Here is a 15021-nt window from a genome sequence, read left to right as displayed (position 1 = left end):
TACAACGCCCTTCGCCTGCAAGGAAAACCCGGAAAGGTCGCGCTCATCGCAATCGCCCGAAAACTGCTCGTCACAGCCAACGCACTCGTCAAAGCCGACACGCCATATCAGGGTAAGACCCTTGACACATGAGACAGTCGCCGGGTTCGCGCTTCGCGCGCCCCGGAATGACGAGCGTTGGGCTACGTGCGCAGCCTGACGCAGTTGGCGAATGCGGTGGGCTCGCTTACAGTCGCGGCCCTGACGACCAACGAACATCAAAAAAGGAAACGAAATGTCCAAGGGTCAGCGTATCGTGCTCGCGTCGCGTCCGGTCGGCGAGCCGACGCCGCAGAATTTCCGCCTCGAAGAGTTCGATGTTCCGGCGCCCGGCGAGGGGCAGGTGCTGCTGCGCACGATCTGGCTGTCGCTCGATCCGTATATGCGCGGCCGGATGAGCGACGGGCCGTCCTACGCGCAGCCGGTTCCGGTCGGCGGCGTGATGGAAGGCGGCACGGTGTGCGAAGTGATCGACAGCAAGAGCCCGGCCTTTGCCAAAGGCGACATCGTGCTGGCGCATTCGGGCTGGGCGACGCATGCGGTCGCCGACGCCAAGCCGCTGCGCAAAATCGATCCGGCGCTCGGCCCGATCTCGACCGCGGTCGGCGTGCTCGGCATGCCGGGCATGACTGCGTATACCGGGCTGTTGGACATCGGGCAGCCGAAAGAAGGCGAGACTGTCGTCGTCGCTGCTGCGTCCGGTGCGGTCGGCTCCGCGGTGGGGCAGATCGCGAAAGTGAAGGGTGCGCGCGCGATTGGCATCGCTGGCGGCAAGGACAAGTGCGACTACGTGAAGACCGAGCTCGGCTTCGACGACTGTCTCGATCATCGCGATCCCGATCTTGTGGCGAAGCTCAAGGCGGCGTGCCCGAACGGCATCGACGTGTACTTCGAGAACGTCGGCGGCGAAGTGTTCGAGGCGGTGTTTCCGCTGTTCAACAACTTCGCCCGCATGCCGGTGTGCGGTCTGATTGCCCAGTACAACGCGTTCGAGACGCCGCCGACGCCGAAATGGGCGACCGCTTTGATGCGCCACGTGCTGACCAAGCGGCTCACCATCCGCGGCTTCATCGTCAGCGATTTCGCAGGCCGCCGCCAGGAGTTCCTGCGCGAGATGTCGGAGTGGGTGTGCGACGGCAAGGTGAAGTACAAGGAGTTCGTCACCGATGGTCTGGAGAATGCGCCCGAGGCGTTCATGGGCCTGCTGAAGGGCGCCAATTTCGGCAAGCAGCTGGTCCGTGTCGGGCCGGAACGAGCCTGATTCTCAGACAGTGCAGCGGAGCCCCGGCGTCGCCGGGACTCTGCGTTGCGGTGGTTCGATTGTCATCGGCGGGGGCGGCAGCTATAGCGGGAGCCTGAAAGCGTCGGACCGATACCGCCCTTGAGCGTATCGTCCTGTTGTGACGCCGCTCGGCGCGTTGCGCGCCCTGACCCTGATTGAAAGCTCCGCATGACCCCCGCCGCACGGCTGTCCGCAGCCATTGACCTGATCGCCGCCATTGATGCGCAGCGCATCCCTGCCGCAAAGGCCCTCAAGGAATGGGGGACGGCGCATCGCTATGCCGGCTCCGGCGACCGATCCGCGATCGCCGGCTTGGTCTGGGATGTGCTGCGCCGACGGGCTTCGAGCGCGTATCTGATGGATTCCGATACCGCCCGAGCCCGGGTGCTCGGCATGCTGAAGCTGGAGCGCGGCATGACGCCCGACGCGATCGCGGCGCTGTGCGACGGCAGCCGGTTCGCGCCCGAGCCGCTGAGCGATGCCGAACACGCCGCGCTGTCGGCGCGCACCCTGCAGGGCGCGCCGCCGCATATCGCCGGCGACTATCCGGAATGGCTCGACGGCGCGCTCGCCGAGATGTTCGGCGAGGCCCGCGTCGCCGAGGCGGCGGCGATGGCCAGCCGGGCGCCGCTCGATCTGCGGGTCAACACCCTGAAAGCCTCACGCGACAAGGAGCTGGCCTCGCTCGCCCATCTGCGCGCCAAGCCGTCGCCATGGTCGCCCTGGGGGCTGCGGATCGACCTGCCGGCCGATGCCCGCAATCCCGGCGTGCAGGCCGAGCCGGATTTCGTCAAGGGCGCGGTCGAGGTCCAGGACGAGGGCTCGCAGCTCGCCGCATTGTTCTCCGCCGCCAAACCCGGCGAGCAGGTGATCGACCTCTGCGCCGGCGCCGGCGGCAAGACCCTGGCGCTGGCCGCGATGATGCAGGGCAAGGGCCGTCTGATCGCCACCGACGGCGACAAGCGCCAGCTCGCCCCGATCCACGAACGGCTGTCGCGCGCCGGCGTCCACAACGCCGAGGTGCGGGCGCCGAAGGGCGACGCCGACCCGCTGGCCGACATCAAGGGCAGCGCCGATCTGGTGCTGGTCGACGCGCCGTGCACCGGCACCGGCACCTGGCGCCGCAATCCGGACGCGAAATGGCGGATGCGCCCCGGCGCGCTGGAAATCCGCCTTAAGGACCAGGCCGAGGTGCTCGGCCGTGCCGCGCGGCTGGTGAAGCCGGGCGGGCGGATCGCCTATGTCACCTGTTCAGTGCTGGCGCCCGAAAATACCGGCCAGATCAAGACTTTCACCGCCGCCCATCCGGAGTTCGCCGTCGTCCCGCCGGCCGAGGTTGCGGCTGCGCTGTGGGACAAGGCCGACCTCTTCCTCGCCGCCGCCTGGATCTCGCCCGAAGGCCTGCTGATGACCCCGCGCCGCACCGGCACCGACGGGTTTTTCGTCAGCGTGCTGAAGCGCCAGGGCTGAACCGGGCAGGGCGCAGCGCTTTTGTTTTGAGTACGGGACCGCCCCGAGCACGGCGCGCTCCCTCTCCCGCGCGCGGGAGAGGGCCGGGGTGAGGGCGCCGCGAACACTGAGTCTCGGCTGCGCGGAGGCGCCCCCTCACCCGGATTGCTGCGCAATCCGACCTCTCCCCGCACGCGGGGAGAGGTGAGGAGGGCGCGGGGAGAAGCGCACTGACGCATATGGCGGTTGCGCTTGTTGGTTGCGCCGTTTTTCCCCGTTGCGAGCCGCGCCGCGGTCGCGTATCTGCTGCCCATGACAGCCCCCAGCACATCCTCCGCTTCGTCCGTCGTCCCCTCCGGCGCCGACACCTCGCCGCACGTCGCGGCGATCCACGAAAAGATCCTGATCGTCGACTTCGGTTCGCAGGTCACCCAGCTGATCGCCCGCCGCGTCCGCGAGGAGGGCGTGTATTCCGAGATCGTGCCGTTCCAGAAGGCGGAGGCCGCCTTCGCCGAGATGAAGCCGAAAGCCGTGATCCTGTCCGGCGGCCCGGCCTCGGTGCTGGACGACAACGCCCCCAGCGCCCCGATGGCGATCCTGGAAGCCGGCGTGCCGGTGCTCGGCATCTGCTACGGCGAACAGACCCTGGCCAAGCAGCTCGGCGGCACCGTCGAGGCCGGCCATCACCGCGAATTCGGCCGCGCCCAGATCGAGATCACCGATGACTGCGCGCTGTTCGACGGCGTCTGGCAGAAGGGCGGCAAATACGACGTCTGGATGAGCCATGGCGACCGCGTCACCAAGCTGCCTGACGGTTTCCGCGCCGTAGCGCAGGCGCCGGGTTCGCCGATCTCGGTGATCGCCGACGACACCCGCAAGTTCTACGCGATGCAGTTCCACCCCGAAGTGGTGCACACGCCCGACGGCGCCAAGCTGCTACGCAACTTCGTCCGCAAGGTCGCAGGCCTCACCGGCGACTGGACGATGCGCGCCTTCCGCGAGGAAGCGATCGACAAGATCCGCGCCCAGGTCGGCAGCGGCAAGGTGATCTGCGGCCTATCCGGCGGCGTCGACTCCGCGGTGGCTGCGGTGCTGATCCATGAGGCGATCGGCGATCAGCTCACTTGCGTGTTCGTCGACCATGGCCTGCTGCGCAAGGACGAGGGCAAGACCGTCGTCGACCTGTTCCGCCACCACTACAACATCCCGCTGGTGCACGTGGACGCGTCGGAGACCTTCCTCGGCGCGCTGAAGGGCGTCACCGATCCGGAGCAGAAGCGCAAGACCATCGGCAAGCTGTTCATCGACGTGTTCGAAGCCGAGGCCAGACGCGTCGGCGGCGCCGACTTCCTGGCGCAGGGCACGCTGTACCCGGACGTGATCGAGAGCGTGTCGTTCACCGGCGGCCCGTCGGTGACGATCAAGTCGCATCACAACGTCGGCGGCTTGCCCGCCCGCATGAACATGAAGCTGGTCGAGCCCTTGCGCGAACTGTTCAAGGACGAAGTCCGCGCATTGGGGCGCGAGCTCGGGCTGCCCGACGTGTTCGTCGGCCGCCATCCGTTCCCGGGCCCCGGCCTCGCGATCCGCTGCCCCGGCGAGATCACCGAAGAGAAGCTCGAAATCCTGCGCAACGCAGACGCGGTGTATATCGACCAGATCCGCAAGGCCGGCCTCTACGACGACATCTGGCAGGCGTTCGCCGTGCTGCTCCCGGTCCGCACCGTCGGCGTGATGGGCGACGGCCGCACCTACGACTACGTCGTCGGCCTGCGCGCCGTGACGTCCACCGACGGCATGACCGCCGACTTCTACCCGTTCGATATGGCGTTCTTGGGCGCGACCGCGACGCGGATCATCAACGAGGTGAAGGGGGTGAACCGGGTGGTGTACGACGTGACGTCGAAGCCGCCGGGGACGATCGAATGGGAGTAGAGGGCTGTCCGACGCAGTTCGTCGTAGGGCCGGGTGGCCAAGGTAGGAGTCAGAGAAGACTCGCTTGATAGCTTGACGCCATCAACGAGACATGCGCCTCCAAAGGCGGTCTCAACTCAAAGGCGGTCGGCCCGCGGGCGAAATTCCACAGTCGCACCAGCAGCCATTCGTCTCGATGCTCCTCGGCCACGGAGAGTTCGTTTCGTGTGATGTGAAACGGTGTGCGCTCCCAACCGTTAGTCGTCTTGACCTCAATCAGTCGGTCGCGGCCTTCTGCATCGAAGCTCTTGATGTCGTAACCGGCGCCGTCGCCATCGATCTCCGACACCCATCGAACGCGCTCTGCAAGGTCGGTTCGTCCTGCGGCGACGAGACTGGCTCGTTCATGGGCGATGACGCGTTCCTCGCCAGCGCGGCCGAGCACGCGATTTCGGGCATCGCGCTCGGCAACATTGTACTTCCGGGCAATGACCGCCATCTGCTCGAGTTCGTCGGGCGGCGGCGCATTGCTGTGCGTCGGGGGCGGGCCAATCCACAGCATCGCGTCCTGCCGGAATTCGGATGACGCCGGGCGCACGGTTGTCCTTGCGGCCGATGCGAGCCGATCCGGATAGCGTTCGAGCCATCGAACTACTGCGTCGGCCAACGAGGCTTGGAAATTGAAAGCGGGCTTGTAGCCGGGAATCCAAATCTCTCCCAGACCTTTGAGCACGGCGCTGATGTTCTGATGCTTGTATTCGATCGAGCCGCGGCCGCGCTCGATCTGCGCCTGCAGAAGGCGATTGTGTTCGGCCTTGCTGTAAGGCCGCCCGGCGACGTCGTCGAGAAGCATCGCGAAATAGTCCGCGACGACCGCGTCGTTCTGTACGTCGGTCCAGTCAGCGGCCACGACTGATTCCGCACCGGGCGATCACGTCGGCGATTGTTCCAATCATGTCAGCAAGCACACTGGGACGCCCAGCGAAGGACCAGCTTTGCTGAGTCGCTGATCCAGCGTGTGGACCGTCGCGCCGTGCTCAGATGCCACGGCGAGGTGGAGTGCATCGCCCCCGCGAAGGCCGAGCGTATGTTGGTCGACAAACTTGGCCGCGGTTCTAAAATGCGTGCTCGTCACCTGGAGCACCGTGAGGCTCTCGGCAATCAGCTTGTTGAACACGGCGAGGATCGCGGCGCGTTGTTCGAGACTGATCTGATCGGCGCGTGCCTTGATTGCCATGGCCGAGGACATCTCGGTGATGGTCCAGTCGCTGACGAACAGCTCTGCTGCATCCTGCTCGGCCAACCAGTCCTGGATACGTGTTGTGGACGCTTCGTTGGAAAGCGCCGCGACGATCAGCGAGGTGTCGAGGTAGATCATTAGGAGCGGTCGCTGTCTCGCATCGATCGAACGAGATCGGCCGCGTTTCCGGACTGCGGAGGGATCGTCGCCGTGAGAGAGCGTAGCGATCCAGCATCGATCGGCTGGCGCGTCCTGGCGACCGGGGTGAGCCGGGCGACCGGCCTTCCCCGACGCGTGATGTCGATCGTCCCGCCGTTCTCGACGCGATCGACCAATTCGCTCAGATGCGCCTTCGCTTCAGCCAGACTGACCTCTTCCATCTTGCATCTCCTGACCACCTAGATGGTCATATAGCGTATTTTGGTCTTTCTCCCAAGAGAAGTCCCTTGGGGCGGAGAGTCGGGATCAGGCGCGCTGCTCGCGGGGCCAGCACTTCCGCCTCCGGCCCTAACCGCAGCAGTTCGCTGGTTGCTTGCCAGCACGTGATGCCGACCGGGATCTGCGCCACGCGCCAGCCGTGCGCGTCGGCGATATCGTCGAGTTGCGTGCGCGTCTTGGCGTAGGGCTGGCTCAGCGCGTTCAGCAGCTTGACGCCGAGCGGGGATAGCCGGACATGCGGGTGTAGCCCCCCGCGATCCTGCATTGCGCGATTGTGCATGCTACCGGCTTTCGCGCCTCGGTGCCGTTGATTCAGTCGCCACAAAGGCGACGTCGCACAGGCAGGCTTGCGGCTCGTCGCGGCAACCTCTCGCCGACACGAGCCGTAACCACCTGGCTCCCCGATTGCGCGGCGTCCTTCATTTCGCCGAAGTCTGTGTTAAGCGAAGCGCCTTGCAAGGCGAAGGGCTGATGCGCGGCATCTCGAACAGGGCGATTGGCGGGGCGGTCGCGATACTGGTCGCGCTCGCGAGTCCTAGTGCCGACGCGGCCGGCTGGGACACCGTGCACCGCTTCGTGCATCGGACCGGCAATTGCGGTTCCGGCAAGGAGGTTCTCGCCTCGCTGTACCGGATCGGAACGCGGACCAGCAGCGGCGAACCGATGCGACACGACACCCTCACGGCGGCGTCGCACGACTACCCGCTGGGAACCAGCGTCACGGTGGTCAATCCGGTGAACGGCCGCACCTGCCATATCCGCATCAACGATCGCGGACCGTACGGCAAGTCGCGCGAGACGGGGGTCAAGATCGACTTCGCGCCCGGCGCGGCGAAGTGCCTGGGCATGCGGGGCACGCAATACGTCTGCCTGCCGGGTGACGACGCCGTCGAACTGGCAGGCGTCCCGCAGATCCTCGACGGCGGCACGATCGCAATCAATGGCACGACAATCCGGTTGCAGGGCATCGACCCGCCGGACAGCGATCAGGTCTGCGTCGACGAAAAGGGGACGGGGTGGACGTGCGGCCTTGCGGCGCGCGATGAACTGATCAAGCGCTTCGGCGACAAGCCGTGGACCTGCCAGGTGGCCGGCCGCGACAAGGTCGGCAGATCAATGGGCAGTTGTGCGGTCGGCACGGAGAGCGTCGCGGACTGGATCGTGCGCGCGGGGTGGGCCTTGGCAGTCGCGGGGTCTTTGCAGGCTTACGAGTCGTCGGAGGCGATCGCCCGCGAGGCGCAGGCGGGCCTCTGGTCGGGCGCATTCATCGCGCCTGCGCTCTGGCGCGATCGCAACCGTCGGACCCGGATCGTCGGGGCGGACAGGGCGCCGAGCTCCGCGACGGAGATCCTGCTCGGTGCCGCAACCACCGCCGACCCGCCATCTCCGGACTGCACCATCAAGGCGAGCTTCGGCTGGGGCGGCAAGTGCACCACCCAGCGACCGGGTGGTCGCTCCTACGCCAAGCTCAAGATGGGGCCTGGCAAGCGTTGGTTCTGCAGCATCCAGGAAGCCGAGGCGGCGGGCTGCCGGCCGTAGCAAGCCCGCATCGGGGCGCGTGCATGCCGTGGGCCTGCGCGAGCGGACAGGCCGGTGCCGGGAGATGGAGTGCATCGCCGCCGCGAAGGCCGAGCGTGTGCTGGTCGACGAACTTGGCCGCAGTTCGGAAGTGCGCGCTCGTTACTACGAGGATAGTGAGGGTCTCCCTAACCAGCTTGTCAAAGACCGCCAGGATAGCTGCGCGGTGGTCGGGGCTGATCTGGGCAGCGCGTGGCTTGATGGCTGAGGCAACCGGGAGGCCTCCGGCCCCTCTTCAGCTAGTCGGCTGGCAAGCGATCGAATGAGATCACGGTCGGCATCGCGGCCGAGAACCTCAAAGCGTACCAGGCCTCGCTCACTCAGGCGCGATCGATCGATTTGAATGGCCCGCCTTTGCGAATTGCCCATGGTCTCCTCCAGAGAGGTGTCCAGTAACATATCCAGCGCAATGGGTTCGGGCGAGGCGCGATGGACGGGGGCGCGTTCGTCGCGGGCCGCACCGCTTCTATCGTCTGTTGGCGATGTCCCGGCCCTTGCGTTCCGCCAGCGCCGCCAGCACGAAATCGGCGCGGGCTGCGGTGGAAATTTTAGGGAGCAGCACGACGTCGTAGCCCAGCGCGGGGTAGGTCGTGGTCAGGCGTTGATACTCGGCGACGGCCGCGTCGAAGCCGTGGCGGCGGTCGTCGTCGGTGACGTAGATCTCGGGCCAGGGCGGGGCCATGAACATGCGGCGGTGATAGCGGTGCGCGGTGGCCAGCGGGCGCAGCACCTCATCGCCGGTCAGGGCCTGCAGCGCCGCTGCCGCATCGACGAGGCCGCGGTCGAGGAAGGTCCAGCCGTCGTGAGCGGCCGCCGCCGCGTGATCCGCGATCGCGATTCCGATCGCGCGGCGCAGGAACGCGGCGAGATCGATCCACGGCAGCGCGGTGCCACCGACAGCCGTCTCCGCGGCGATGATGCGGCGGCCGGGCTCTTCGACCACGCGATGTCCTCTCGCCCTTAGCTCGGCGAGCAGGCTGGATTTTCCGCCGCCGGAGCAGCCGGAGATCACCACGAGTCGATCGTTCAAGCGTCACACTCCCTGTGCTGCGGACGGCGCGGCCGCGACGCGCTTCGCGATCGGTGCGGCAAAGATCGACCGGCACCCGGCAACAGTTTCCCGCATTCTGCCCGGCGCGATGCGCGCGTCATCGTCGGTCCGTTCGGAAACAACGGGAAACCATGCGGCTGCGGATGGCACGGCGGTTGCTTCGAGTCCGGTCGAGCGATCGGATCGAAGGCGCGTCATGAGCATTTCCAGCATCGGGTCGTGTGCGGCCCAGAGCATCTTCCCGTGGAGCAGCAGCGCGAAGAGCGCGTCGGCGGCGACCGCATCTTCCGGCGGTGCGACGGCATCGTCATCGGGCAGCGGCGGCGTGCAGACAACCGACTTCACCCGGATGACCCGCAAGGATCTGTTCGACTGGATCAACAGCAAGATCGCCAGCGGCGAGATGAGCTTCGACGAGAGCTCGACCTTGGTCAGCATGACGCTGAGCTTTCGGGAAGACGGCACCTCGTCGGGGCTCGACGACACGCAGCAGGTCGATTTCATGCAGGCGGTGCGCGACGGCATGGCTCGGGCGCAGAAGACCAGCGACGCCGAGCTGTTCGACCGGCTGCAGGCCGCGCTCCACACCATGCAGCGCCATCAGGGCGAAGTCCGCGGCATCGACATCACGGCGTGAGCGCGTTGTCGTATCGCGCCGCCATCATGCGCGTCATTTCGGCGATGGTGTCACGAAGCTCCGCCGGCTCCAGCACCTCGGCCTCCGGCCCGAGCCGCAGCAGCTCGGATGCGGCGTGCCAGGAGGTTCTGCCGATCGGAATCCTGGCGATGCGCCAGCCGTCGGCGTCGGCGGTGTCGTCGAGCTGCGTGCGGGTTCGCACGTAAGGCTGGCTCAGCGCATTCAGCAGCTTGGCGCCGAGCGGCGACAGCCGGACAGTGGCGACGTTGGGATGCAGCTCGGCTTCCATCCGCAGAGTCGCGTTCTGCCAATACGCGGCGAGGTCGAAATCGGCCGGACGGGTGAAGCGGTCGTCGAGCGCCGTGCAGTCGAGTACGCGCGCGATCCGGTAGGTTCGGACGCTGCCGTCGACCTGTCCGGCCAGATACCAGCTGCCGCCCTTCAGCACCAGGCCGAGCGGGGCGACGCGGCGCTGCTTCTGCGCACGCCAGCTCTGGTAGCGGATCTCGATCAGCGTGCCGCGCAGCACCGCGCCGGCGACGGTGCGCAGATGCTCGGGCTGTTCGGCTTCGCCGAACCAGCCGGGCGCGTCGAGGTGGAAACGCTCCTGCATCCGCCCGGCATCGTCGCGCAGGTTCGCGGGCAGGGCGGCCATCAGCTTGTTCGATGCCGCGATCATCGCCGCATCGAGCCCGAGCGCCGCGGCCGGGCCGGGCAGGCCGGCGAGGAACAGCGCGCCGGCCTCGCTCTGCGACAGCCCGTTCAGCCGCACGCGGTAGCCATCGAGCAGCCGGTAGCCGCCGTCGGCGCCGCGGTCGGCATAGACCGGGACGCCGGACGCGGCGAGCGCGTCGATATCGCGATAGATCGTCCGCACCGACACCTCGCAGGCTTCGGCCAGCTCCGGCGCGGTGACGCGGCCTTTGGCCTGCAGGGTGGTGAGGATCGACAGCATCCGACTCGCACGCATGATTCAGTGAACCATACCTGACACAGGATGTCAGGTATGGGATGCTACAACGGTCGCCTCGCAAGCTGGCCGACGGAGACCGCCATGACCGATCCGAACCGACTGACCCTGTTCTATTCGCCGCAAACCCGGGCGACCGGCACGCGCGTGCTGCTGGAGGAATTGGGCGCCCCGTACGACCTGCATGTGCTGAACATGAAGGCCGGCGAGCAGCGCCAGCCGGCCTATCTTGCGGTCAATCCGCTCGGCAAGGTGCCGGCGATCCGCCGCGGCGACGCGCTCGTCACCGAGCAGGTCGCGATCACGATCTACCTCGCCGACCTGTTTCCGCAGGCCGGCCTCGCGCCGGCGCTCGACGATCCGCTCCGCGGTCCTTATTTGCGTTGGATCGCATATTACGGCTCCTCGTTCGAACCGGCCGTGGTCGACAGGTTCATGCAACGGGAGGCGGCGCCGATCACGATGTCGCCCTATGCCGACTACGACACCATGCTCGGCGCGCTCGAAGCGCAGCTCGCAGGCGGGCCGTATCTGCTCGGCGACCGCTTCACCGCCGCGGACGTGCTGTGGGGGATCGCGTTGAGCTGGACGCTGGACTTCGGCCTGGTGCCGAAGACGGACGTGTTCGTGCGCTACGCCGAGCGCGTCACCGCACGGCCGGCGTTTCAGCGCGTCAGTGCGGCCGATGCCGAGATGGCGGCGCAGCACGCCGCCGCAGCGGGCGGCTGAACCGGCTGGCCGGCGCTTCTACCGGCGCTGCTAAATGTCGAGCTCGGCCCAGATCGCCGCGTGATCGGACGCCGCCTCGGCCTCCTTGGCGATCTCCGGATAATGCGGAAACAGATCGCCGTTCTTGCCGCCCCACACGCCCTTCCGGAAGATGCCGCCGGCGGTCGCCTTGTCGAACAGCGCCGGCGACAGCAGGATGTAGTCGATCTTGCCGGACGCCGCGCCGTTCTTGTAGGTGCCGGGGCGGCCGCCGTCGTCGAAGCCGGCGAGTTCGCTGATGTCCTTGAGCCCGGTCTGGTGGAACAGCGGACTCAAAGGATCGCTGTCCGGGGTGTCGTTGAGGTCGCCGATCACGGCGATGTAGTCGTGGTGCTGCCGGAGCTGTCGATAGATCGTCGCAACCCGTGACGCCTGCCGCTTGCGCTTGGCGTTCGAACTGGCGAAGCTGCCGAACCCCTTGCTCTTGAAATGGTTGACCAGCACGATCAGCCGATTGTCGTCGGCGATGCGAACTTCGTATTGCGCGCAGTCGCGGCTGAAGATCGTGCCGTCTTCGTCGGCATCGTCGACATGGCTGACGATCGAGAGAATCTCGAACTTGTTGCGGGTCATCAGTCCGACGTCGATGCCGCGTTCGTCGTTGCCGTCGACCAGCATGATGTGATCGTAGGGGTCGCCGGCGACGGCGGGCAGGACGTATTTGGAGAAGCGCACCAGCGCCGGCCGGCTTTCAGCCTCGACCACGCCCAGGACGTCGGCATCGACGTCGACGATCACCCGCGCGGTGTTGCGGGTCGCGGCCTCGTTGACTTCCTCGACCACGAGATCGATCCAGCCGATCCAGTCGCTGCGCCCGTCGGCGACGACGGTGACCGCGCCTCCGCTCCGCTTGACCAGATGGCCGCGGTTCTGCCGCAGGACGGCGAACTTGCTTTTGTCGGATTTCGTCAGGCCGAGCTGATCGAGCAGCTCGATGATCTTGGATTTGTCGGCGGCGGTGTAGCGCGGCTTGCCGAGGATCCGATTGAGGTCGGCCTGGGCCTTCAGGATGTCCCGGCCTTCCGCGAAGGTCTCGTTGTTGAGCGCGCGGGCGCGCAGGAACAGGTTTTCGACGTTGAACGAGGCGAGCTTCATCGCACGATCTCCGATATAAATCCGTCATGATACAATTGAATGGCAATACGCCCGGATATTGCTAGCAAACACCGAGTTTGCCAACTCCGATTCCGCCGGTCGATGGAGACAAAACCGCCGTGCGCCGCATCGCAAAGTACGACTTCCCGGTCTCTGGCGTCCGCCGCTTTCTGGAGCCGGGGCCGATCGTGTTGGTATCGTCGCAGTGCAAGGGCGAGCGCAACATCATGACGCTCGGCTGGCACGTCGTGCTCGAATTCACTCCGTCGCTGATCGGCTTGATGATTTCGAGCGCTAATCACTCGTTCGGGATGATCCGGGCGTCCGGCGAATGCGTAGTCAACCTGCCGACCACCGCGCTGACCGACATAGTGGTTGGGATCGGCAACACCTCGGGCGCCGAGATCGACAAGTTCGCGCATTTCGGGCTGACGGCGGAGCAGGCCTCGGCGGTCGCGGCGCCGCTGATCGCCGAATGCCACGCCGCGTTCGAATGCCGGCTGCACGACGACGTGCTGGTCGATACGTACAACTTCTTCATCTTCGAAGTGGTGAAGGCGCACGTCGCGCCCCGGCCGAAGCATCCGCAGACGCTGCACTACACCGGCGACGGCGTATTCATGGTCGCAGGCAAGACCATCAGCCGCAAATCACTGTTCCGGCCGGGGATGCTGTGAGCGGACGCCGAATCGGACCGGCGCCCGCAGATTTGATCGCGTATCCGCTCAGCCCAGGTGATGCACCTGTTGCAGTCCGTAGACCGGGGTCGGGAGGCCTTCCATCCTCGCCTTGAGCTGCAGCGCCAGGAACTGCGAGTAGTGGCGCGACTGGTGCAGATTGCCGCCGTGGAACCACAAGCCTTCCTGTTGCGTCGGCTTCCACATGTTGCGCTGCTCGCCTTCCCAGGGGCCGGGGTCTTTGCGGGTGTCGGAGCCGAGGCCCCAGACCTTGCCGACCTTGTCGGCGACCTCTTTCGAGATCAGGTCGGCGGCCCAGCCGCTCATCGAGCCGTAGCCGGTGGCGTAGACGACGAGGTCGGCCGGCAGCTCGGTGCCGTCGCTGAGGATCACGGAGTGTTCGGTCAGGCGCTCAACGTCGACGCCGCTCTTCAGCTTGATGCGGCCGTCGGCGACGAGCTCCGAGGCGCCGACATCGATGTAGTAGCCGGAGCCGCGGCGCAGATACTTCATGAACAGGCCGGAGTCGTCGTCGCCGTAGTCGAGCATGAAGCCGGCGGCTTTCAGCCGCTTGTAGAATTCGGCGTCGCGCTCGCGGATCGCGTTGTAGATAGGGATCTGGAATTCGTGCAGGATCTTGTAGGGCAGCGATGCGAAGATCAGGTCGGCCTTGGCGGTGGTAATGCCGTTCTGCACCGCCTGCTCGGAGTAGAGCCCGGCGAGCCCCAGCTCCATCAACGAGTCCGACTTGACGATGTGGGTCGACGAGCGCTGCACCATGGTGACGTCGGCACCGGCCTCCCACAGCGCCGCGCAGATGTCGTGCGCCGAATTGTTGGAGCCGATCACCACCGCTTTCTTGCCCTTCCACGCATCCGGCCCGGGATGCTGCGAGGAGTGGTGCTGATCGCCCTTGAACACGTCCATGCCTTCGAACTTCGGCATGTTCGGCTTGGCCGACATCCCGGTGGCGAGCACCAGCTGCTTCGGCTTCAGCGTGATCTCCTGGCCGTCGCGCTCGACCACAACCGTCCATTCCTTCGCGACGTCATCGTAGGAGGCGCGCTTGCAGACGGTGGAGCCCCAGTAATTCAGCTCCATCACCTTGGTGTACATTTCCAGCCAGTCGCCGATCTTGTCTTTCGGCGCGAACACCGGCCAGTTCGGCGGGAACGGCAGATAGGGCAGGTGGTCGTACCACACCGGATCGTGCAGGCAGAGCGACTTGTAGCGCTTGCGCCAGCTATCACCCGGGCGCTCGTTCTTCTCGATGATGATGGTCGGCACGCCGAGCTGGCGCAGCCGCGCGCCGAGCGCGATGCCGCCCTGGCCGCCGCCGATGATCACGCAATAAGGCTGGCGGGTGATGCCGAGCTCGGCGGCCTCGGCGTCCCGCTCTTCCTTCCAGGTCTTGCGGCTGGGATCGGCGCCGTGCTTCACGCCCATCGGGCGCTGAAAGCCCTGCGGCTCTTCGAAGCCCTTCAGTTCGGCCATGGTGGTGAGCAGCGTCCAGATCCGGCCGTCCTTGATGCGGAGATGGCCGACGCCGCGGGCGAGTGCGGTGTCGAACTGGATGAAGCATTCGACGATGCCGTCAGTCTCGGCGGCGTCCTCACCATCGGCAATCCGCCAATGCGACGGCTTGGTGTCGGCGAGCCGCGCGGTCAGCATGTCGCGGACCTGATCCTTGCCTTCCATGGTCTTGATGTTCCAGGTGAAGGCGATCAGGTCGCGCCAGTAGCAGTCGGTTTGAAACAGATCGACCGCGCGGTCGATGTCGCCGGCGCTCAGCGCGTCGCCGAGTTGTCCAAGGAGCGTGGTGACTTTGCCGTTCGGCGCGGTGTCGAGCATGCTGGTCCTCCCATGGGCCGTTGTCTTGACAG

General features: G+C 66.3%; 17 protein-coding genes and 2 pseudogenes. 9 read left to right on the top strand and 10 right to left on the bottom strand.

Features of this window, described 5'->3' with window-relative positions:
- From DWA33_RS25720 to guaA, 4 genes and pseudogenes are all read left to right on the top strand, one after another.
- Positions 1 to 132, top strand: a pseudogene (locus tag DWA33_RS25720) (IS110 family transposase); the annotation flags it as partial.
- A gap of 142 nt (positions 133 to 274) precedes the next feature.
- Positions 275 to 1300 (top strand): NADP-dependent oxidoreductase, encoded by a 1026-nt coding sequence (locus tag DWA33_RS12705; protein ID WP_114358442.1) that lies wholly within the window; start codon positions 275 to 277, stop codon positions 1298 to 1300.
- Between the two features lie 189 nt (positions 1301 to 1489).
- Positions 1490 to 2791, top strand: coding sequence for an RsmB/NOP family class I SAM-dependent RNA methyltransferase (locus tag DWA33_RS12700; RefSeq protein ID WP_114358441.1), 1302 nt, complete (start codon positions 1490 to 1492; stop codon positions 2789 to 2791).
- A gap of 291 nt (positions 2792 to 3082) precedes the next feature.
- Positions 3083 to 4705: a glutamine-hydrolyzing GMP synthase gene (gene guaA, locus DWA33_RS12695; RefSeq protein WP_114358464.1), complete on the top strand. Its 1623-nt coding sequence runs from the start codon at positions 3083 to 3085 to the stop codon at positions 4703 to 4705.
- Positions 4706 to 4754: 49 nt separating this feature from the next.
- Here guaA and DWA33_RS12690 read toward each other — a convergent pair whose 3' ends face one another.
- The 4 genes from DWA33_RS12690 to DWA33_RS12675 are packed head-to-tail and all read right to left on the bottom strand — an operon-like array spanning position 4755 to position 6642.
- Positions 4755 to 5594: a protein NO VEIN domain-containing protein gene (locus DWA33_RS12690; RefSeq protein ID WP_244601282.1), complete on the bottom strand. Its 840-nt coding sequence runs from the start codon at positions 5592 to 5594 to the stop codon at positions 4755 to 4757.
- A gap of 42 nt (positions 5595 to 5636) precedes the next feature.
- Positions 5637 to 6062, bottom strand: a complete 426-nt coding sequence (locus DWA33_RS12685; RefSeq protein WP_114358440.1) for a type II toxin-antitoxin system VapC family toxin — start codon at positions 6060 to 6062, stop codon at positions 5637 to 5639.
- Positions 6062 to 6304: a type II toxin-antitoxin system Phd/YefM family antitoxin gene (locus DWA33_RS12680; protein ID WP_114358439.1), complete on the bottom strand. Its 243-nt coding sequence runs from the start codon at positions 6302 to 6304 to the stop codon at positions 6062 to 6064. Before DWA33_RS12680 ends, DWA33_RS12685 begins: the two co-directional genes overlap by 1 nt.
- 26 nt (positions 6305 to 6330) lie before the next feature.
- Positions 6331 to 6642, bottom strand: a complete 312-nt coding sequence (locus DWA33_RS12675) for a WCX domain-containing protein (protein WP_488225864.1) — start codon at positions 6640 to 6642, stop codon at positions 6331 to 6333.
- A gap of 191 nt (positions 6643 to 6833) precedes the next feature.
- On the opposite strand from DWA33_RS12675, the gene DWA33_RS12670 reads away from it, so the two are divergent.
- Both DWA33_RS12670 and DWA33_RS25715 read left to right on the top strand, forming a co-directional pair.
- Positions 6834 to 7901: an RlpA-like double-psi beta-barrel domain-containing protein gene (locus DWA33_RS12670; RefSeq protein WP_114358462.1), complete on the top strand. Its 1068-nt coding sequence runs from the start codon at positions 6834 to 6836 to the stop codon at positions 7899 to 7901.
- 64 nt (positions 7902 to 7965) lie between these two features.
- Positions 7966 to 8148, top strand: coding sequence for a hypothetical protein (locus tag DWA33_RS25715; protein ID WP_167443193.1), 183 nt, complete (start codon positions 7966 to 7968; stop codon positions 8146 to 8148).
- On the opposite strand, the pseudogene DWA33_RS25710 reads toward DWA33_RS25715, so the two are convergent.
- The 3 genes and pseudogenes from DWA33_RS25710 to DWA33_RS25450 form a co-directional block, all read right to left on the bottom strand.
- Positions 8112 to 8309 (bottom strand): annotated as a pseudogene (locus DWA33_RS25710) (hypothetical protein); the annotation flags it as partial. The gene DWA33_RS25715 and the pseudogene DWA33_RS25710 overlap by 37 nt on opposite strands.
- A 97-nt stretch (positions 8310 to 8406) precedes the next feature.
- Positions 8407 to 8970 carry an AAA family ATPase gene (locus tag DWA33_RS12655; protein ID WP_114358437.1) on the bottom strand — a complete coding sequence of 188 codons (564 nt, stop codon included), beginning with the start codon at positions 8968 to 8970 and terminating at the stop codon, positions 8407 to 8409.
- Between the two features lie 3 nt (positions 8971 to 8973).
- The gene (locus DWA33_RS25450; protein WP_244601281.1) at positions 8974 to 9429 is read right to left on the bottom strand and encodes a hypothetical protein; all 456 of its coding nucleotides are present in this window, start codon (positions 9427 to 9429) and stop codon (positions 8974 to 8976) included.
- Between DWA33_RS25450 and DWA33_RS25445 the strand changes: the two genes are divergently transcribed.
- Positions 9428 to 9628, top strand: coding sequence for a hypothetical protein (locus DWA33_RS25445; protein WP_244601280.1), 201 nt, complete (start codon positions 9428 to 9430; stop codon positions 9626 to 9628). The genes DWA33_RS25450 and DWA33_RS25445 overlap by 2 nt on opposite strands.
- On the opposite strand, the gene DWA33_RS12645 is transcribed toward DWA33_RS25445, so the two are convergent.
- Positions 9618 to 10598 (bottom strand): helix-turn-helix transcriptional regulator, encoded by a 981-nt coding sequence (locus DWA33_RS12645; protein WP_114358435.1) that lies wholly within the window; start codon positions 10596 to 10598, stop codon positions 9618 to 9620. The two genes, DWA33_RS25445 and DWA33_RS12645, sit on opposite strands and share 11 nt — an antisense overlap.
- A gap of 84 nt (positions 10599 to 10682) precedes the next feature.
- Here DWA33_RS12645 and DWA33_RS12640 point away from each other — a divergent pair, with 84 nt between their 5' ends.
- Positions 10683 to 11327, top strand: coding sequence for a glutathione S-transferase family protein (locus DWA33_RS12640; protein WP_114358461.1), 645 nt, complete (start codon positions 10683 to 10685; stop codon positions 11325 to 11327).
- A gap of 30 nt (positions 11328 to 11357) precedes the next feature.
- Here the strand turns inward: DWA33_RS12640 and DWA33_RS12635 are convergent, their stop codons facing one another.
- Positions 11358 to 12461, bottom strand: coding sequence for an endonuclease/exonuclease/phosphatase family protein (locus DWA33_RS12635; protein ID WP_114358434.1), 1104 nt, complete (start codon positions 12459 to 12461; stop codon positions 11358 to 11360).
- Between the two features lie 119 nt (positions 12462 to 12580).
- Here DWA33_RS12635 and DWA33_RS12630 point away from each other — a divergent pair, with 119 nt between their 5' ends.
- Positions 12581 to 13138, top strand: a complete 558-nt coding sequence (locus DWA33_RS12630) for a flavin reductase family protein (protein WP_114358433.1) — start codon at positions 12581 to 12583, stop codon at positions 13136 to 13138.
- Between the two features lie 48 nt (positions 13139 to 13186).
- Here DWA33_RS12630 and DWA33_RS12625 read toward each other — a convergent pair whose 3' ends face one another.
- Positions 13187 to 14989, bottom strand: a complete 1803-nt coding sequence (locus tag DWA33_RS12625; protein ID WP_114358432.1) for an NAD(P)/FAD-dependent oxidoreductase — start codon at positions 14987 to 14989, stop codon at positions 13187 to 13189.
- Between the last annotated feature and the right edge of the window lie 32 nt (positions 14990 to 15021).

This window comes from Rhodopseudomonas pentothenatexigens (assembly GCF_900218015.1).
GTDB lineage: Bacteria > Pseudomonadota > Alphaproteobacteria > Rhizobiales > Xanthobacteraceae > Rhodopseudomonas > Rhodopseudomonas pentothenatexigens.
This window is presented reverse-complemented; position numbering and strand designations above follow the sequence as displayed.

Excerpts from the sequence above, each read along its gene's own strand:
- DWA33_RS25715 (WP_167443193.1), top strand. The coding sequence starts at position 7,966 with ATGGAGTGCATCGCCGCCGCGAAGGCCGAGCGTGTGCTGGTCGACGAA.
- DWA33_RS12675 (WP_488225864.1), bottom strand. The coding sequence starts at position 6,642 with ATGCACAATCGCGCAATGCAGGATCGCGGGGGGCTACACCCGCATGTC.
- DWA33_RS25450 (WP_244601281.1), bottom strand. The coding sequence starts at position 9,429 with ATGCTGACCAAGGTCGAGCTCTCGTCGAAGCTCATCTCGCCGCTGGCG.
- DWA33_RS12635 (WP_114358434.1), bottom strand. The coding sequence starts at position 12,461 with ATGAAGCTCGCCTCGTTCAACGTCGAAAACCTGTTCCTGCGCGCCCGC.
- DWA33_RS12680 (WP_114358439.1), bottom strand. The coding sequence starts at position 6,304 with ATGGAAGAGGTCAGTCTGGCTGAAGCGAAGGCGCATCTGAGCGAATTG.
- DWA33_RS25445 (WP_244601280.1), top strand. The coding sequence starts at position 9,428 with ATGACGCTGAGCTTTCGGGAAGACGGCACCTCGTCGGGGCTCGACGAC.
- DWA33_RS12670 (WP_114358462.1), top strand. The coding sequence starts at position 6,834 with ATGCGCGGCATCTCGAACAGGGCGATTGGCGGGGCGGTCGCGATACTG.
- DWA33_RS12625 (WP_114358432.1), bottom strand. The coding sequence starts at position 14,989 with ATGCTCGACACCGCGCCGAACGGCAAAGTCACCACGCTCCTTGGACAA.
- guaA (WP_114358464.1), top strand. The coding sequence starts at position 3,083 with ATGACAGCCCCCAGCACATCCTCCGCTTCGTCCGTCGTCCCCTCCGGC.
- DWA33_RS12700 (WP_114358441.1), top strand. The coding sequence starts at position 1,490 with ATGACCCCCGCCGCACGGCTGTCCGCAGCCATTGACCTGATCGCCGCC.
- DWA33_RS12640 (WP_114358461.1), top strand. The coding sequence starts at position 10,683 with ATGACCGATCCGAACCGACTGACCCTGTTCTATTCGCCGCAAACCCGG.
- DWA33_RS12645 (WP_114358435.1), bottom strand. The coding sequence starts at position 10,598 with ATGCGTGCGAGTCGGATGCTGTCGATCCTCACCACCCTGCAGGCCAAA.
- DWA33_RS12705 (WP_114358442.1), top strand. The coding sequence starts at position 275 with ATGTCCAAGGGTCAGCGTATCGTGCTCGCGTCGCGTCCGGTCGGCGAG.
- DWA33_RS12685 (WP_114358440.1), bottom strand. The coding sequence starts at position 6,062 with ATGATCTACCTCGACACCTCGCTGATCGTCGCGGCGCTTTCCAACGAA.